Below are 18,876 nucleotides of genomic sequence, written 5' to 3'. Positions count from 1 at the left end.
ACCATGCCGAAGTACTTCGACCCGCATATCCATATGGTCAGCCGCACCACCGACGACTACCAGAACATGGCCGCCGCCGGGATCACCGGGGTGATCGAGCCAGCCTTCTGGCAGGGCCAGGCGCGCACCAGCGTCGGCAGCTTCATCGACTATTTCGACACCCTGCTGGGCTGGGAGCGCTTTCGCGCCAGCATGTTCGGCATCCATCACTTCTGCACCATTGGCCTCAATCCCAAGGAAGCCAACGACCTGTCGGTGGCCAACGAAGTACTGGAGATCCTGCCGCGCTACCTGGTCAAGGACGGCGTGGTGGCGGTAGGTGAAATCGGCTATGACGACATCACGCCGGAGGAGGACCGGTTTCTCGCCGCGCAACTGGAACTGGCCAAACAGTTCAACTTGCCGGTGCTGGTGCACACCCCGCACCGTGACAAGATCGGTGGCACCAAGCGCACCCTGGCAGTGATCCGCGAAGTGGCCATCGCCGAGCACCTGGTGATCATCGATCACCTCAACGAACTGACCCTGCCGCTGGTACTCGATAGCGACTGCTGGCGTGGGCACTCCATCTACCCCAATACCAAGATGTCGGAACAGCGCATGGTGGCCCTGCTCAAGGAGTACGGCACCGAGAAGATGGTGGTCAACAGCGCTGCCGACTGGGGCATCAGCGATCCGCTCAAGGTGCCCAAGACCGGCCAGGCCATGCTCGCCGCCGGGTTCACCGAGGCCCAGGTGGAACAGGTGCTGTTCCACAACCCGGTGGATTTTTTCGCCCAGAGCGGGCAGTTGGACAAACAGCTGGTGAGCACCCCACTGCCTATCGACCAACGCCGCCAATGGCAGGAAAACTCCGCCCTGCGGGGCCAGGACCCGGTGGTCAAATGAGCACCCGGGCCGGCTGGAGCGCCGCGCAGATCGGTTACTGCAGCAACGTGCACCCGGCCCGGGACGTGGCCGGCCTGCGGCTATCAATTCAGGAGCACTTCCAGGAAGTACGCCGTCAGCGTGGGCTGGCGGTGCAGGACAGCGGCCTGTGGATCAGCGCCCAGGCCGCCGCCGAACTGCAGCAACCAGAAGTGTGTGCGGCATTCCTCGACCAGTTGCGTGACTGCGGGTTGCGCTTGACATCCCTCAACGGTTTTCCCTACGGCCAGTTTCATCAGGGTGCCGTGAAGGCCGAGGTCTATCGGCCGACCTGGGCCGAGCCGCAGCGCCTGGAATACAGCCTGCAACTGGCCAGGTTCCTCGCCATCGCCTTGCCTCTGGACTGCCATCAAGGGGTGATTTCCAGCGTGCCCCTCGGCTATGCCGCCACCTGGGACGACGAGCAGCAGCAACGGGCCGAAGACCATTTGCGGCAACTGACCGCCGAGCTGGCCAGCCTGCATCGGCACAGCGGCAAGAAAATCGTGGTGTGCCTGGAGATGGAGCCGGACTGCGTGCTGGAAAACACAGAGCAGGCCATCGCCTTTTTCAAACGCTGGCAAGCCACCGATCCCCATCACAGCTATCTCGCCCTGTGCTTCGATGTCTGCCACCAGGCGGTGCTCTTCGAGGACTGCTACCAGTCGCTGCAACGGCTGCTGCAGGCGCGCATACCGGTGGGCAAGATCCAACTGTCCAACGCGCTGATCTGCCACCTGCCGTTCGCTGACCGTCAACGCCGCGAGCAGGTGCTGCAGGCCCTGGGCAACTTCGCCGAAGCCACCTACCTGCATCAGGTGAAAGCCCGGGACATCGAGGGACAATTGCTGGCCTGGGCCGATCTGCCAGCGGCACTGCAAGCCGTGGAGGCGACGCAGGGGCAATGCCCTGAGTTGCGGATTCACTTCCACGTGCCCTTGTTCAGCGAGCAGTTCCTGCTGACGGAGCTCAGTGGCAGTCAACAGGCCCTGATGCAGACCTTCGACTTCCTGGCCGCGCATCCGCATTTCCAGCCGGTACTGGAGGTGGAAACCTACAGCTGGAATGTTTTGCCCGGTGCCCTGCGCCCGGACACTCAGCACGCCCTGCTGCAAGGCATAGCGGCGGAGTTGCAATGGGTCGAAGGCCAGTTGCGCCAACGGCATTTGCTGCGTGCGCAGTCCATCTCTCAGGAGGCGCATGCCCATGCCCACTGAGCGCCTGCGCCAACCCTTGCTGCTGATCAACGTGGTTGGGCTCACGCCGAGCTTGTTGGGACCGGCCACACCACGGATCAACGCCCTGCTGCGACGCGCGAAAATGGCCAAGCTGCGACCGGTGTTCCCCGCCGTGACCTCGACTGTACAGGCCTCGATCCTCACCGGGCTGCCGCCGTCGGAGCACGGTATCGTCGGCAACGGTTGGTATTTTCGTGACCAGGCCGAAGTGCGTTTCTGGCTGCAGCCCAATGCGCTGATCCAGGGTGAAAAGGTCTGGCAGACCCTGCAACGGGAAATCCCCGGCCTGCGCTGCAGCCAGCTGTTCTGGTGGTTCAACATGTACGCCCAGGTGGACGCGGCCATTACCCCGAGGCCGCACTACCCGGCCGACGGGCGCAAGATGTTCGGCCTCTATTCGTCGCCGCCGGGCCTGCATGAACGCATCGAACAGCAGATCGGCGAATTCCCCTTTGCCAGCTTCTGGGGCCCCATGGCAGGGATCGCTTCCAGCCGCTGGATCGTCGACTGCGCCATTGCCGAATTCCAGATCACTCGCCCCGACCTGCAACTGATCTACCTGCCGCACCTGGATTACAGCCTGCAACGCCTGGGGCCAGAGCACCCGTCCATCAGTGACGAAGTGCAGGCCATCGACCATGAAGTCGGACGCCTGCTGGACTTTGCCGAGCAGCAAGGCGCGGCGGTGATGCTGCTCTCCGAATACGGCATCGAGCCGGTACAGCAGTCCATTTCCATCAACCGCCTACTGCGTGAACAAGGCTTGCTTGAGGTACGCCGCTCCCTGAGCTGGGAGTTGCTCGACCCCGGCGCCAGCGCCGCCTTTGCCGTGGCCGACCACCAGATCGCCCACGTTTACGTGCGCCAGCCTGCGGATGTCGCCCGGGTCAAGGCGCTGTTGCAGCGCCACCCCGGCATCGAGCAGGTGCTGGATAAAACCGAGCAGCGGGCCTGGCAGCTCGATCATCCGCGCAGTGGTGAATTGGTGGCGGTGGCCGCTCCGGGCTCCTGGTTCGATTACTACTACTGGTTCGACGACCGCCTGGCCCCGGATTTCGCCCGCACCGTGGATATCCACCGTAAACCGGGCTACGACCCGCTGGAATTGTTCATCGACCCGGCCATCCGCTTTCCCAAGCTACGGGTAGCACGCCGCCTGCTACAGAAAAAGCTCGGCTTTCGCTACTACATGGACCTGATTCCCCTGGACACCCGACTGATTCGCGGCAGCCATGGACGCTTGCCGAGCAACGACCAGGTCGGGCCCCTGCTGATCACCGATTGTGATTTACCACTGCCGGAGTACCTGCCGGCCACTGCGGTAAAGCAACTGCTCCTAGAGCATTTCCTAGGGCGCCCCTATGACGACACGGCTCAGGCCAAGGAGATTCCATGCGGCGAACCATCCCTATAGCAGTGCTCAGCCTGTTGAGCGGTTTCGCTCAAGCTCAGAGCACCTTTGATTGCAGCACCTTCCTCAACTTCGCAGGTAATCCGGCCGGCACCCTGACAACCTTCAAGCAGAGTCCAGAAACCATGGCCTGGAACTGGTTCGTCTGCCTCAACCAGCCGGTCAGCGCCGGTAATACACAGCGGGTCTGGGAAGCCTTCAAGCCTTCCGAGCAGGTTTATCAGAGCGAGGGCCAGCCGCCCCTGCCCTACGCCCAGCGCGAACCAGTGCCAGCCCGGGTGCTGCAACTGGCGCAAAGCCAGGGCATGGACCCCAAGGGTGCGTTCCAGAACCTGGGCAGCGACAACGATGGCAGCACCGACAACGGCACCCAGCAAGTCGATGGCCTGGTCCTGCAAATGGGCAACCAGGTGCCCGAGGCGCAACGCGGCCAGTCGGTACGCTTCCACCTGATGATGGGCCAGGACACTTTCAACCTCATCGTCGACAAAGAGCTTTACAACCGCAACGGCATTGCCGCGCTGACCAGCGACCTGGACTTCCCCGCCACCGCCTGGGAGTTGAAAACCGCTTGGCTGTGGATCGCCCTCGACCAGGCGTTCAAGACCACGCTGAGCCGGGACGGCTACTACATCACCCAGGCCTACTACGTCGACAAGAAAGGCCAGTATCAGGTCGGCTATGCCGCCCTCAGCGGCATGCACGTGATCAACAAACTGACCCCGGACTGGGTCTGGACCACCTTCGAGAACGTCAACAACAGCAAATACACGGTCACCAACGATATGCCGGCCAAGCCGATGACCAACATCACCGGCCCCACCCCATTGGCCCAACCAGTCAATGCCAGCTTCCAGCAGCAGTACCCGGCGCTGGGGCAGTACGAACTGATCGGCGTGCAATTCGACCAGCACCAGCCACAACCCAAACTACTGGCCAACTCGCAAATGGAGTCGGCGTTCCAGAGTCATTCATCGTGCCTGGCCTGCCACAACACCGCGGCCTACTCGAAGCAGAACAGCTTCTTCAATTTCGCCCTGCCCGAGAATGACGGCATCGTCTATCCCACCAGCGTGCTGCCGGCCTCCGACTTTGTCGGTTATCAGAAACTGGATTACGTCTGGTCGCTCAAACGCGCCCAGTGGAAACGCTAAGGAGCAGCCCATGAGCGTCTTGAACTTTCCCCGGATCTACCTCAACGGCCATATGTTCTGGAACCCGCCAACAGCCAACAACAACGACGTGTATCCACTGTATGACGCCGTGAAGATGCAGATGAACTGGCCGTTCCTGTCCTACTACGACATCAACGACAAGAACGCCAACACCGAGCTTATGCCCTGGAGCATCGCCCCACTGGCTTATGCAAACGTCCCCGATTATGTGCTCCAGGTACCAGGTAACGGCGACCCCACCCACTATCCGATGATTCCCGCGGAGTGGGACCTGTTCGGCGACAACGCCTGTGGCACGGTCGACTACAACACCACCCATTCGGTAATCATCGGCGGCGAGTTCCAGGCCAATAGCTACATCGACCAGGACTCGCTGATCCGGAAGAACTTCCAACTGCTGGGCAACCCCTTTGGCAGTAGCGCACCCACTCCGGCACGCTTTGTCGATGTCAGCCCCTGGCAAAACACCTTCACCGCCTTGTACTTCGACAAGCTGGTGCTGGGGGACGAAAACTGCGGCCTGACCCTGAACCGGCAATACCGCATGCTCGATCGCTTCCTCAACTTCAATTGGGGAGCTTTTGGCGGCCTCAACTACGTCACCACCACCTGGCAGACCTGTTTCTCGAGAGAGAATCTGCAATGGGTGGAGAGCGATTCAAAGCTGCTGCAGACCCTGCGACAGGAGATGATCAAGCAGAACGCCAAGGGGCTGATGTTCAGGTTCAGCACCTACCTGACCTTTTACGACAAGAACCAGATCTTCAATAATTATCCCAAGGTGGACACTCGCACCCAGAGTGGCCAGGCTGATCTGCAGGCGATGTATCAGAAGGGCCTGGACAACGTCGCCGATATCTTCTTCAACCCCGCTTATAGCCGCACCGCGGGCACCTTGGGCTTGTGGTTCGAAGATGAGTTTCCCACGGCGCCGGCCGGCCGGCGCTTGGTGGCCACGAATCCGGTTCCGCTCCAGCCTCACATCAACCCCAAAGCCCCAACCAGCATGACACTGGGAGTGATCAGCGCCGAAGTCCACGACAGCACGCTGTCTCTGGACCTGGGCAATACCTTTCCGTTTTATCCCCTCACGGACAGCGTTAAGACTATCCCGGTGGCAGAGAAATTTACCGCGGGCAGCTATCAAGTGGGGGTCAGGGAGAACAATGGTCCCTTCCAGTCCGTGGCCAGCTTCGGCTTCGAGCAGTATCAGCAGGCGGCCTTCGACAAGCGTGCCGGGCTGCTGGATCTACCTCTCAGCACCGATGCCCAGAACCTGTTGCAAAAAGGTCGCCTGGAGTTGCAGTTGCAGGCCAGCCCCAGCGTAACGGCCGCCACCCAGCAGCAATGGACCGCAGAGGTCATCGAAAGCGGCAGCTTCATCGATGTCGGCGACAACCGCACCCTGAACATCATGGTGCAAGAAAATGGCCTGCCCGCGAAGGCCGGTGTCGGGCTGTGGGTCGCTGAATATGACAACGCCTTCATGCTGACCACCAGCAACTACTACATGGCGTTCAGCAACCAGGCCAACTTCAAACTCTTCGATGACTTTCCGTCACATCGCGAGGATAACCAGGCCGCATTGCCACAGTTCATCGACAGCGAGGCGGTCGCCAGTTTCCGGACTATCGGCAGTGGCCGCAAACTCAAAGCGATCCTGAAACCTGCCAGCGTCCAGGAACTGGAGCAGGGAATCCCGGTGAACTATCAGGATTACCTGCAGACCCCGGCCGCGGTGAACTTGCGACCCTGCCTGCAGTTCAGCAACGCCACCGCCATGAGCGGCACCCTCAACGACAACCTGAGCGACACGGTGAACTACAGCTTGGTGCGTATCCAGACCAACGACCAGGGCATCGCTCAACTGACGGTCAAAGCCGTGGCCCCTGGTTTCCCGACCCTGCGTTTCTTTATCGAGGAAAACGGCAAACGTCCGACGATCCCCTTCAGTTTCAGCTTCTTCGACGCCTACGCCGACTTCCTCTCGCCGTTACGCGTACTGCCCCAGGAGCCGCTACTGCAGGGGGAGTTCATCAGTTACTGGAACGAGATCTACAAGGATAAGAATGCCGGCGTGCGAATCTGGAACGAATTCATCTTCCCGCGCATCTTGCAGCCCTTCTATTACCTCTACCCGATCATGAACAAGTTCATGCCGCTCAATTCGCTGCAGCGCATCGAAGGGGCAGTGGACCAGTTGATCAGGCTGATCAGCAAGCCGTACCAGGAGGAAAGCACCCTGGCGATGCCCATTACCCGGGACATGCCCCAGAGCCGGCGCAACGTACTGGAGATCTGGGCCAGGGACCTGGTGAAACAGGGCTATCCGCCAATGCCACTGAACCCGGCTGACTACCCGCAGACCTGATCCCTCAACGTCACGCAAAGGAGCTCCGGGTGGCCTGTAGGGCACCCGGTTTTTCAAAGGAGTGTCAGATGAAATCCCGAATCCTGAATCGCCTGCTGATGGCTGCCGTGCTGTTGTGTGGCAGCCAGACACTGTGGGCCCAGAAATACCCCGACAATGTCTACTTCAACATGGGCGTGCACAACACCAAGGGTTGCAACGCCCTAACCAATAACTGCATCGCCAAGCGCCAGGCCGGTGAGCCGGCTGACCCTCTCTTTCCGGCGACCTGGGTCAGCAACTGGACCATGTACCGGGTCACCGCCAACTATGAAAAGAACCCGCCGCCCTACAGCAACCCGCCCAGTACCCTGCAACCTTCCGACTACACCGTGTCTCAAGGCACCAGCTACTACGACAACAATTATGTCCCGGCCGACAAAGACGGCACTGGGGCGATGATGGAACACTACGAGAAGTACTGCCTGCCGATCTTCCCGATCAAGGACAACAACTACACCTGCTCCTTCATTTCCCTGGGCAACAAGGCCTACTTTCTCACCTACCCCGAGGATCGGCCCAAGGACATGCCAGCCTGCTGCATGTTCTCGCCGATGAATCACCCGCCGCGCCAGGATTTCATCAAGCACCTGCCCTATAGCGCCGCCCGCAGCCAGCATCTCGATGCCAGCGTGCAGGCCTACGCGTTGGAGATCCCGGTCAAACCTAGCCCGATCCTGTTCGGCTATGCCTTCAACAAACAGGCCACCAGCGACGGGCCTGGACAACCGAGCTACAAGCACCCGCAGTCGTTCTACTTCTCCGGCGATACCAGCATCGCCAACGCGCCTATCGTCAGCCAGAACTACGTCAACTTCCTGATCGCCAAACCGGACCCGGCAAAGACCTGGGACCTGGTGGCGAAGATGTGCCCAGCCAGCCCACCCGACTGCCAGCTGTTCGTACCGCCGCCATCGCTGGACAACGGCGCCCGGCCACAGTGGAACCAGCTTCTGCAATCCCAACCCTGAACCCTGATCATGATGAGGGATAGCCATGAACAGACTATTGCACTTCACCTTGCTGTTTCTCGGCCTGGCGAGTCTGCCGGCGCTGGCCCAGGCGGCCCAGGACATCGACCTGAACTGCCATCCGCCAAGCGCCGCCCCTGACGCCAGTGCTGGTCAGGAGGCGTTCGATCGCTACAGCTGGCAGATGTTCGTCGCCCTGAACTGGCCCGCTCAGACGGGGCAGCGCGGACAGCCCGACTGTTCGGCGGCCCTGGGCAGTCGCGGTCAGACGGTCTGGCAAACCTACAAGGGGGTGCATGAGATCTTCCTGCCTGAAGGGCGGTCTCCCGGCCCCTGGAACTCGCCACTGCTGGCCAAGAAACTGAGCCTGATCAACATCGCCGGGCGAAAGAACATGGCGACCGCAAACTCCGACAACCAGGCCGTCGGCGGCTGGCTGATCGACCAGAACGGCAAACCCACTTACTACGAGATTGCCGCCAACGAGCTCTCCTACAACTACATCGTTGCCAACCAGTTCTACAACGCCGATGTCGTGGCCAAGGCCGGCAACATTACATTTCCCAACGCAACCAGCGAGATCAAGTCCAGTTGGCGGGTGCTCACCCAGCAGGATGACAGCAGCCGTTACCTGCAAATGCCGGCCAAGATCACCACCTACAACGACAAGGGCGTAGCCAATGGCACAGAGCAAGCCACGCTGGGCCTGGTAGGGCTGCATATCGTCAACAAGGCCGAAGGTTACCCCCAGTGGATCTGGTCGACCTTCGAGCAGGTCGACAACGTACCGCCCAAAGTCCAGTCAGGAAACCAGTGGGTCAATCAACCGGTGCCGGGGGTGAAATACTCCTATTTCAACGTCAGCGCCCCCGCCAACACCCTCAACCAGTCCCCCTGTGACTGGACCCTGCAGAATGGCCAGATGACCTGCGTGCCCAAGGCGGGGATGAGCTTCACCACGCCCAATCCGCTGGACCGTTTTACCCCGCTGACCAAGGCCACGACGAAGCTCAACAGTCAGTTTCAGTCGGCCCCGCAGGTACAGGCTTCGGTGTTCAAGTACTACCAGTTGATCACCACCCAATGGAGCAGCCCACCCAATCCTGGCTCGCCCTCGGGCCAATTGACTCCAGAGCTCTCGGCCAACGTAACCATGGAAAGCTACATCCAGCCCAGTAGCAGCTGTACAAACTGCCACTCCATGGCAACGCCGATCAACAATCCGCACAAGTCCGACTTTTCCTACCTGTTCAAATTCGCCAAGTCACCCAGCAGCCTTTCCATCCAGAACAAGGAGTGAATCATGAGTATTCTCAACGGCCCGCGGCTGAATTTCTGGGGCGGGATTGAATCCAATGTGAGCTTGCCGAACAACTCCCCCAGCATTCCCGTTGGCAAGGAAACGCTTCAGCTCTTCAACCTGACCACCTCGACCGTGGCACCGCAGGCCCAGCCCTACAGCGACGACGAGCTGAACAATCTGATGAACTCCCCCAATGGGGACTACTACACCGCAGGCGGCTGGAACCACTACGGCCAGCATGTTGTCACCCTGGACAAAGTCGCCATCAGCTCCCAGGGAACGCCCGGCGATATCAGTACCGAGGGTGACCTTGTAGGCGAACCTATCTATCTGCTGGGTTCGGTGGACCCGGTCACCGGCGCGGCGCCAGTGACCGGCCCAATGATGCTCGACCTGGATCCGACTGGCAGCACTACTAGCCAGATTTTCATCGGCGGCCTACAGATCGGCCTCGGCACGCCTCCGCAATTGCTGATTCGAGGCAACACGGTGTGCAGCAGCTATGACCTGGCCTTGCGGATCATCGATCCGGAACAGGATGCCCCGGGCTCCAACCGTATCAGCGGCAGTTTCCAGGTGACCTTTCCTCGCGAGCAGATCATCAGCTACAACAAGGACAACAGGCTTCTGCGCTCGATCATCGAGGCCCCCGGCGCGACAGGCGTAGTCGTGCGCTTCGTCATGTTCGAAATGTGTCCGAAAATGACCACGCCCCAGCTGGACGCCGATTACGCTGCCCACCAATACACCTCCAATCCAAGTATTGGTCGTGTGGTCGGGACGCTGGCCCCGGCCTTTGCAGGAGAACCACTGATCGTTACCGCCGGGCGCCAGCTGCTCAATCCATCCACAGGCAGCGCAGGCTACGCAAGCGTGCTGAAGAACAATCTGCTGAGCATCGACATGCTCAACATCATTCCCAAGCAGGCCTTCCGCAGCGTTCGAACCGACAACACCTCCCCCATCGGTCCCAATGCGAACTTTGGCCCGGTCGCCATTGCCGTTGGCTCCACGACGCTGAGTACCCTGGACCCCCTCGACCCACCGCTGTCGAATTACTACGTGTATGGAGGCATCGTTGACCTGCCGTTGACTGGCGAACAACAGCAACTGGCGAGCCTGGAACCGCTCTCCATCAGCGCACCACTGACGCACTACGACACCTCCGGCGACACTCCCGTCCCTATCAATGTGGCCGCGACCGAGCAGCTCTATCGCCTGAGTTCGGATCAACGTAACGTCTATCTGGATGATCACCCCCAGGGCATCGAGATCACTCTGAACTTGAGCCAGCTGGGACGCCCCGTGACCAAGGACACGGTGATCACAATCAGCCCCGGGCCCTCGAACCGCTCGAAGACAGCGCCCTACCTCAACAAACAATATTGGGACTTCCTGACATTCGAGCCCAAGCAAACGGTCAAGGCAGGCCAATCCAACGTGACCTTCAAGGTCAACCTCAAGCCAGGCTCCGAGGCCCAGGCCGGGTTTGCCACCTTGACCTGTACAGTCGAAAACGGGCACTCCAATGGTTTTTTCATCAACCTGCGCAAGTTCGCCCAGACTGACTTCGGTATTGCCTCAGGCAGCACCCTCACCTGGGACCAGGTGTATCAACATGTACTGCGCTTTCACTACCTGGCCTTCCCCGCCATGTCCCGCTACATCGCACTCAATCAACAAGACGCCGTCTGGGGTGCGCGCCAGATGATCCTGGCGCGCACCTCGCAGGTGTACAACGGCACCACCTTGTACATGCCAGTGGTCCACTCGATGTCGCCCAGCCAGCGAGCCCTGCTCAAGTGCTGGCTCACCAGTGAGCCCTGGCAACCACTTAAGTGATGGGGTCGATCTAACTGCGATGGAGAATCTGTATGCCGATTGCATTGCTTATCCCTAGCCAGCCGCAGGAAAACCTGCGCCCCAGCAGACTCGTGGCCGAGGGATTGCTGAATCCCCGAGGCCTCTGCCTGCAAAACGATGGCAGCCTGCTGCTGGCCGAAGCCGGCTCCGGGCTGCCGGACCAGCCGTTCAGCGGCCGTATCAGCCGACTACGCCCCGACCCGCAAACTCCAGGCGGCTACCTGCCTGCAGAAATCCTGGCCCAGGGCTTTCGCTCGATGAACATGCAGTCACGCATGCTCCGCGATGAAATCATGGGGTTGTCGGATATCGCCTCCGGGGGCGGGCGCTGCCTGGCAAGCCAGACCGATTACGTCGCCGGTTCAAAGCTCCTGGACCTGCAATACAGCCCGCCCGAAGCGCTGTTCCACAGTCGCGGCAATCTCAACTCATTGTGCTACCACCCTTCCCGCGAAAGCTGGCTGGCGGTCAAGCCCGATACCAACCAGTTGGTGGAGTTCACCCAGGACGGCGAGCAGGTCCTGGCCCAACTGCCCGATCTGGACCAGAGCCAGGAAGCCGTCCCCGTGACCCTGGTGCACGAGCCGCAAACCGATGCAGTGTTGATCAGCCTGTTCTCCGGTGAGCTGCGCCGGGACCCTGCGCGGATGGGCATCGACTTCGCCGAGAAGGCCGGCCAGGTGATCCGGGTCTGGCCTGACAACGGCAGGATCGAGGTACTGATTCGTGGGCTGCAACTGCCCACCGGCCTGACGCTCACCGCGCAAGGCCAGATCCTGGTGCTGGAACTGTGCGACCGGCTGTTGCAGCCTTTGCCCCCGGAGTGGTCCGGCGAGGTATTGCACGGCGGCTTCGCCCGTTTCAGCGGACGGTTGCTGCGCTGCGACCTGCAGAGCCGGAAGGTCAGTGTATTAGCCGTAGGCTTGGACACACCGTCCAACCTCTGCAATTTAGGGGAAGCCGTCTTGATCAGCGAGGGCATGGGACTGAGTGGCCGCCTGATCCCTGCCCCAAACCAACAGACCCAGCCCCTTAGTGGACAGTTGCGGTATGTGCAACTTTGATTCTCGCCAGATCTGTGCTCCCCGGACAACGTAAACATCGGCACAAAAAAACGGGGCCATTTTCATGGCCCCGTATCTATTTGTTACCGAAGGGTCTTGAGAAGTAACCAGATCGGCCCCGAGTAGGTAAAAATCGCAGCCGGCAAAAGACCAGCGTAACCCTGCAGAGGGATTGGCCAGTGTGCTTGCGAGTCTATGCCATCAGTCTATGGTTCGTGCACGACTCAAGGATGGCAAGACAGTGATCACCGACGAAAACAATTTCCCAGACGGGCATCAAGAAGCATCATCAGGACGCTTATGAAGTTCGTAGAGCTTGAACGGTAACTTCAATAAAACCAAAAACAGATTGGTGTACACACCGTTGCTTCGGCAGGCGTTCACTATTTCCCGATTCAACTTCAGGCTGCTTCTCAAGCCCGCGGTGCTAGCACCTCCTGAGCGCATGCGCACCAGCACCTGGCTGAGATACGAATAGCTGAGGCGATGAATCAAGAAGAGTCGGACAAAGAACTCGTAGTCGGCAGATATCTTGTACCCCAAGGAATACATACCTATTCGTTGGTAGGCAGATTTGCGAATGAAACTCGCCGGATGGGGCGGCATCCAGCCAAATCGCAATTTCCAAGGAAAAAACTGTTTACCTCGATAAAAGCGCGTTATTTTCCGCAGGTTATCGGCATTAACGAAAACCACGTCGCCAAAAACAATATCGCTGTCAGGACGACGCTCAAATGCTTCTACTACAGAGGAAATAACCCCGATCTCCTCGTAAAAATCGTCGGAGTTCAGAATGCCAATGACATCCCCGGTAGCCAAAGCCACACCCTTGTTCATGGCGTCGTAAATACCCTTGTCCCGCTCGCTGACAAACGCACTGATACGTTGGCCATATGATTCAACAATCGCCTGCGTACCATCCGTTGAACCACCATCGACCACGATGTATTCAATGTCGGCATAACTCTGCGACAGGACAGACTCTATCGTATCCCTGATTGTCGATGCGCTATTATAGCAAACCGTAATAATTGATAACTTCAAGATTACCCCTTACTTACGACCATAGACATCTTCAAAACGAACAATGTCGTCTTCTCCCAAGTAAGAACCCGATTGAACTTCAATAAGCTCCAGCGGAATCACACCCGGGTTTTCTAGTGTGTGGATCTGCCCTATTGGGATATAAGTCGACTGGTTTTCAGTGACCAAGTAGGTCTTCTCTCCATTGGTCACCCTCGCCGTGCCACTCACCACGATCCAATGCTCAGCTCGATGATGGTGCATTTGCAATGAAAGCTTCGCACCCGGCTTAACAGTAATGCGCTTTACCTGATAACGACTACCGTTGTCGATTGAGTCATAGACCCCCCAAGGTCGATAGACCTCACGGTGATCAATCGACTCTCCACGCCCCTCACTCTTCAGCGTGTCGACAATCCTCTTCACATTTTGTACATGGTCCTTATGTGCCACCAATACGGCATCTTTGGTTTCCACAATGATCAAGTCATTGACACCTAAGGCACTGACCAAACGGCTTTGCGAGTGAACCAGGGTGTTGCTAGTTTGCTCGACCAAGACATCGCCATGACAAACATTTCCTTGAGCGTCCTTGTTTCCGACCTCCCACAGTGCCGACCAAGAACCAATATCACTCCAGCCTGCATCCAGCGGCACTACCACCGCATCCGCTGTTTTTTCCATGACCGCATAGTCGATAGACTCTGAGGGACAATGTGCAAACGCCTCGCGCCCTACCCGAGTAAAATGCATGTCCTGCTCGCCCGCGGCTAGAGCACTACGACAGGCAACGAGAATATCGGGGCGAAACTTCTCCAATTCATCCAGATAGCGACGGGCACGAAACATAAACATGCCGCTGTTCCAGAGATAGTTACCACTGGCCACATAGGCTTGCGCTGCGTCTATATCTGGCTTCTCTACAAAGCGAGCGACTCCGAACCCCGAGGCATCCAGAGCATCCCCCTTCTCAATGTAGCCATAACCCGTTTCAGCCTGTGTCGGGACAATACCGAAAGTGACGAGTTTTCCAGCAAGCGCCAACGGCAGTGCCTGTTGAATACTCTGCTGGAATGCCACAATGTCTCTGATCAGATGGTCTGCAGCCAACACCAACAACACAGGATCCGACTCTCCGCTGCTCGTTTGCAGGGCAGCCAGGGCCAAGGCAGGTGCAGTATTACGCCCCATTGGCTCCAAAAGAATGTTGGCATTCTCCATTCCCATGCGCCTTAGCTGCTCTGCGGCTAAAAAACGATGCTCTTCGTTACAGATAAGACGTGGCAGCTCAACATCGAGCCCTTCGAGACGAAGGATCGTAGCCTGCAGCATCGACAATTCACTGTCGGTCAGACAAAGAAACTGCTTGGGATTAAGCTGGCGTGAAAGTGGCCAGAGCCGAGAGCCGGAACCACCGGCCATAATTACCGGAATCAACATTTAATCATCCCTCGCATTCAATTCGTTGGGTGTTTCGGCAGAGGGAGAAACAGCGATCTTCAACATGGATTGCGCTACCGTTTCCCAATCTTTAGGAATCGCCTTGAGCTGCTCGCTCCAATCTGGCCAATAACCGGTAGTAAGTTTCTCATACAACTCATTTACCGCATGCTTCAAAGAGCCGGCATCATCGACCTGAAAGTATATGGCTTCATCGCCACACAAGACGCGCGCATAAGGCAGGTCCGGGCAAATGATTGGCAAACCTGCAAACATCGCCTCGACTAACGGAAAACCATAGCTCTCGTCTCTAGAGAGAAACAGCAAACCATCCACGCTCTCGTAAGCATCAAGCATCTGGGATGCGACAAGACGATCAACACAACGTAACCAGGGTATATATGCGGCAGGATTGCTTTTTGCTGCCAGCGTAATTACCAGGCTCTCAATTGGCCAGTTTCCAACATCAGCCTGGTCTATGGCCGCCAGCAAACGATGGTTTTTATGTGGATAACCCGCGGCTGGATAAATCAGTCGTAGCGGCGCCTTTAGCGCTCCCTCTCTACGTTCTCGTTTCAACCCCGACTTCAACAGCCACGCAGGAACAGGCTGGGCAATGACATGCACTCGGGAATGCAATGAAGGATATGAGGAGATCAAAGCATCACGCATAAAGGTTGTCTGGACAATCACCGCCTGCGCATAACGAATATTCAAGCGAAAGACCAACCGGAGTAACGATCGCTTCAAGCCCGTCACACTCCAGGCTTTTTTTCTGGTGTACAAAAGGTGTGGTGTCTGTACGAAGACCGTTTGAGGAGCCCTGCAACGGATGGGCAGGTCACCCATTACCAACAAGGGCACCGCACTGTCAAAGCGACTTCCAGGAAGCATGCACTCAACCAGGCGAGACAGAGCGTTTGGCAGATAGCGTCGATAGTGGATACGTCGCACCAGAGGATCTGAACCGGTGTATGAGGCCAGCTCGCCCCGATCAGGCAGATACGTCTCTACTACTTGAATACCCTTGTTGCCCTCCAGTGCAGGCAGCAACGAGTTGAGCAACTGTATAGCTCCAAGACCTGCAATGTTGGTCAGGTGTACACGAACGGATGCTTGATGAAGCGGCATGGTTACTCCTGATACCAAGGGGAGGGAGTCCGTGCCTTATCCGCCGGTCCCGCACGCAAGACAGCCAGCATATAATTCGCCGCGACGCTGGGCTGTATGGCCTCGGCCGCCCGGCTCGTGGCTCGGCGCATCGCCAATAAGCGCTCCGGATCACGCCCTAACTCCGTCAGCACATGCTCCAGCGCCTGCGGTACTGTCGAGCTGAATACAACCCCTGCGCCAAAGCGCTCGACCAGAACGCCCGCGCCGACCTGATCGCTGCAAACCACGGGCACGCCTGCGCAAAGCGCCTCATTCACTACAACTCCCCAGCCATCGTAGCGACTAGGTAAAACTAGAAGATCATAAGCCCCCACGACGGCTTGGGCCCTACCAAATGGAATGCTTCCCCGATAATGGACCGTCCGACCATCGATCTCGAACAAGGCTGGATCACCCGGCCCATAAATATCGAGTGTAACGGGAAAGCCCAACGCCTTGATCGCCCCGATCAGTTTGTCAAGACCTTTGACACCGATCAACGTACCGATAAAGATCACACGTAAAGGTGCTGAGCCCCTCTCCGCTTCCCGCCGCTGCTCGGAGGTAGTCTCAATGGAGGGCACAAAATAACCAAAAGGAAAGAGTTTTTCCCTGGGTACTCCCGCGTCGGCATATTGCGCAACAGCTCGGCGAGAAATAGCGAATACGCCTGACATCCGACGCCGAAGCAAGAGCACATACAGCTTGTAGATGTAGGGTCGCAACAATGCCTTGATGCGCCCGACACTCAACGACCGATCATTGAAATACCCAAGAGCAATGGACGAATAAGGCTCAGATACAATGTAGAACTCCACTCCCAAACAGACAGCCAACATCCAGCAGTAAAGCATTTTCAGGTTCTGGAAGGGACTGCCAAAAAAATGTACATCGTGCCGGTGCTCACGCATTTTCCTGTAGCAATAGGACAGCGAACCTTGCTGAGGAATAAGCCGTCTTTCAATCGACTCAACCTGGGTATCCCTCCAGCCCTGAGAGCGGCGAGTCTCGTCCTCCATGGCAAATACATAAGCCAAAATCGGGGTTTGAGCTTGATGCGACAACTGCTCGTAGGTAAACGCCTGATGATCCGTCAATACGGGTTGCCAAGTAACGAACAAAGAACATTCAGTCATGGCTGACGACCAAAGAGAAAATCAAACACGGTGGGACCGGCCAATTGCGGGGCGCAACGCTGGAGAACAGCCTGCTGGCCTTGCCGAGCGCAAGCCTGGCTCTTTTCAGGGCTCTCGACGATATCTCGTAGCAAGATCATCAACTCCTTTGGGTCGTTTTGGGTCAAATAGACAGCCCCCGAACCAAGCACCGCCCTGACATCGCTGATATCAGTACTGAGGACCAAAAGCCCCGCTTCGGCGAACTCAATAACTTTGGAGGGAAAAGTGGTATCGGCCAGCGGGCCGCCTACGGGTTTCAAAGCCAATCCGACACTGCAACGCCCAAGCACTTCCGCATACTGGGCATCCGTCGTACGGCCATGCACAGTGATCTGCGGCATTCCCTTCTCTCCTGCCAACTCTTGGAGAGCAGCAAGAGCCTCACCTTTTCCGGTCACTTCAAAGTGGAGTTTACTTGCCCACTCACTCCCGTCCTGACGCATTAAACGGATCGCCTCGATCAGCAGATCGGTGCCAGTATCGGCGTTGAGTGTCCCGGCCATAAGGACAGATTGACTGACCTCGACAGGGCGAACGCTAAAAATCCTGGCAGAAGTCGAGCCGTAGTAACAAAGCACCGGTCGTATCTTTGTCATACCCGACAGTGCACTACAGGCCAGCAAGGCGCCCTGTGAGCACAGGGAATCGTAAAGCCATCGGATGGCACGCTCCTTGAGAGCTCTCAGTCCGCCCGTCTGTTCTGGCCCCAGGACTTCACCATCTTCAAGGTCGAGAAACCGCATGTATCTCGTCATCCAAGCCACAAACAACATCGGTAAATAGGCCGTCATGCGATTGTAAAAAATCACCGCCTTCTTTTCGTTGGAGGATAAGCGAAACAACGTACCGATCAAAAAGAACAGAGAGAGAAATTGAGAAAGGAATCGAATGTGTGAAAAAGGAGCATAGACAATAGGTACACCGCCAACCCTTTTGACTTTACGCGAAAAATAAGTAAACGAACCGTTTGCCCGTCCTCGACCGAGACTCAAGATACAAGGACGTGCGCCAGCTTCTCTTAGTGCCTGGCACAGCATGATTACCTTGCGAGAAGCAGCAGGGCTGTCGCTGACAATACTTCTTTCGAGACGCGTTACGTCATCCAGCGTATTGCAGACCACCAAGACCAATGGCCTTTTCATGACAACTGCCTCTTCACGACCGCTGGTACACCAGCCACCATCGTATTGGCTGCGACATCGCGCGTCACAACAGATCCAGCGGCGACGACGGCCCCATCTCCGATAGTGACACCGCCCAGCACAATACTCCTAGCACCTAGCCAACACCCGGCTCCAACTGTAATCGGAAGCGCGGTACCTTTTCCGGCCCGCCTCTGGTGGGAACCAATTTCATGACTGCCCGGGATAAACTCAACACCATGACCAATGTCGCAACGTGCCCCCAGTCGAATATCAGCATCGCTGTGGGTGTGAAAAACAACGCCTGGGCTCAACCAGGTTTCCTCACCAATACTCAGGCGCCCTCGACCATAGATCCACCCGCGACCACAGAACTTCACATCCTTATGTATCTCGACTCCGGCCAGACGCAATAGCATCGCCCTGAAGGAAAAAAAACGGGAAGGCGGCAAAAAAGACAGCAAGATGTTGAATAAATGCCTGATCATAACTACCGACTAACGTTCAACGGAGAGCTCCCGAAAACGGGAACACTTTCAGGGAAAGGAAAAACGCGCAAGAGCGCAAACTCTGAAACAGGGCTACTTGCGCGCGACAACC

At 57.7% G+C, this 18,876-nt stretch carries 15 protein-coding genes; 9 read left to right on the top strand and 6 right to left on the bottom strand.

Annotated elements, in window-relative coordinates; translation table 11 throughout:
- Positions 1-3: 3 nt before the first annotated feature.
- The 9 genes from GV818_RS11350 (at position 4) to GV818_RS11310 (ending at position 12,341) form a co-directional block, all read left to right on the top strand.
- Entirely contained in the window at positions 4-888 is an 885-nt protein-coding gene (locus tag GV818_RS11350; RefSeq protein ID WP_161756606.1) for a TatD family hydrolase, read from the top strand.
- Positions 885-2,123, top strand: coding sequence for a metabolite traffic protein EboE (gene eboE, locus GV818_RS11345; protein WP_161776588.1), 1,239 nt, complete (start codon positions 885-887; stop codon positions 2,121-2,123). The genes GV818_RS11350 and eboE overlap by 4 nt, the downstream gene beginning before the upstream one ends.
- A complete protein-coding gene (locus tag GV818_RS11340) occupies positions 2,113-3,558 on the top strand; it encodes an alkaline phosphatase family protein (RefSeq protein ID WP_161776655.1) in 1,446 nt (481 codons plus the stop codon). The genes eboE and GV818_RS11340 overlap by 11 nt, the downstream gene beginning before the upstream one ends.
- Positions 3,537-4,709 (top strand): hypothetical protein, encoded by a 1,173-nt coding sequence (locus tag GV818_RS11335; RefSeq protein ID WP_161776587.1) that lies wholly within the window; start codon positions 3,537-3,539, stop codon positions 4,707-4,709. Before GV818_RS11340 ends, GV818_RS11335 begins: the two co-directional genes overlap by 22 nt.
- Positions 4,710-4,719: 10 nt before the next feature.
- Entirely contained in the window at positions 4,720-7,101 is a 2,382-nt protein-coding gene (locus GV818_RS11330) for a hypothetical protein (protein WP_161776586.1), read from the top strand.
- 68 nt (positions 7,102-7,169) lie between these two features.
- On the top strand, positions 7,170-8,111 hold the full coding sequence (locus tag GV818_RS11325; protein ID WP_161756610.1) for a hypothetical protein: 942 nt from the start codon (positions 7,170-7,172) through the stop codon (positions 8,109-8,111).
- A 25-nt stretch (positions 8,112-8,136) separates the two neighbouring features.
- Positions 8,137-9,411 carry a hypothetical protein gene (locus GV818_RS11320; protein ID WP_161756611.1) on the top strand — a complete coding sequence of 425 codons (1,275 nt, stop codon included), beginning with the start codon at positions 8,137-8,139 and terminating at the stop codon, positions 9,409-9,411.
- A gap of 3 nt (positions 9,412-9,414) precedes the next feature.
- Complete coding sequence (locus GV818_RS11315; RefSeq protein ID WP_161776585.1) at positions 9,415-11,256, top strand: hypothetical protein; 1,842 nt, start codon at positions 9,415-9,417, stop codon at positions 11,254-11,256.
- 32 nt (positions 11,257-11,288) lie between these two features.
- The gene (locus GV818_RS11310; protein WP_161776584.1) at positions 11,289-12,341 is read left to right on the top strand and encodes a hypothetical protein; all 1,053 of its coding nucleotides are present in this window, start codon (positions 11,289-11,291) and stop codon (positions 12,339-12,341) included.
- Positions 12,342-12,617: 276 nt separating this feature from the next.
- Here the strand turns inward: GV818_RS11310 and GV818_RS11305 are convergent, their stop codons facing one another.
- The 6 genes from GV818_RS11305 to GV818_RS11280 are packed head-to-tail and all read right to left on the bottom strand — an operon-like array spanning position 12,618 to position 18,695.
- On the bottom strand, positions 12,618-13,385 hold the full coding sequence (locus GV818_RS11305) for a glycosyltransferase family 2 protein (protein ID WP_161776583.1): 768 nt from the start codon (positions 13,383-13,385) through the stop codon (positions 12,618-12,620).
- Positions 13,386-13,394: 9 nt separating this feature from the next.
- Complete coding sequence (locus tag GV818_RS11300) at positions 13,395-14,804, bottom strand: mannose-1-phosphate guanylyltransferase/mannose-6-phosphate isomerase (RefSeq protein WP_161776582.1); 1,410 nt, start codon at positions 14,802-14,804, stop codon at positions 13,395-13,397.
- On the bottom strand, positions 14,805-15,935 hold the full coding sequence (locus tag GV818_RS11295; RefSeq protein WP_161776581.1) for a glycosyltransferase: 1,131 nt from the start codon (positions 15,933-15,935) through the stop codon (positions 14,805-14,807).
- A gap of 2 nt (positions 15,936-15,937) precedes the next feature.
- Positions 15,938-17,092, bottom strand: coding sequence for a glycosyltransferase family 4 protein (locus GV818_RS11290; protein WP_161776580.1), 1,155 nt, complete (start codon positions 17,090-17,092; stop codon positions 15,938-15,940).
- Positions 17,089-18,276 (bottom strand): glycosyltransferase, encoded by a 1,188-nt coding sequence (locus GV818_RS11285; protein WP_161776579.1) that lies wholly within the window; start codon positions 18,274-18,276, stop codon positions 17,089-17,091. The genes GV818_RS11290 and GV818_RS11285 overlap by 4 nt, the downstream gene beginning before the upstream one ends.
- On the bottom strand, positions 18,273-18,695 hold the full coding sequence (locus GV818_RS11280; RefSeq protein ID WP_256679464.1) for an acyltransferase: 423 nt from the start codon (positions 18,693-18,695) through the stop codon (positions 18,273-18,275). The genes GV818_RS11285 and GV818_RS11280 overlap by 4 nt, the downstream gene beginning before the upstream one ends.
- Between the last annotated feature and the right edge of the window lie 181 nt (positions 18,696-18,876).

Source organism: Pseudomonas sp. Fl4BN1 (assembly GCF_009908285.1).
In the GTDB taxonomy this organism is placed as follows: domain Bacteria; phylum Pseudomonadota; class Gammaproteobacteria; order Pseudomonadales; family Pseudomonadaceae; genus Aquipseudomonas.
This window is presented reverse-complemented; position numbering and strand designations above follow the sequence as displayed.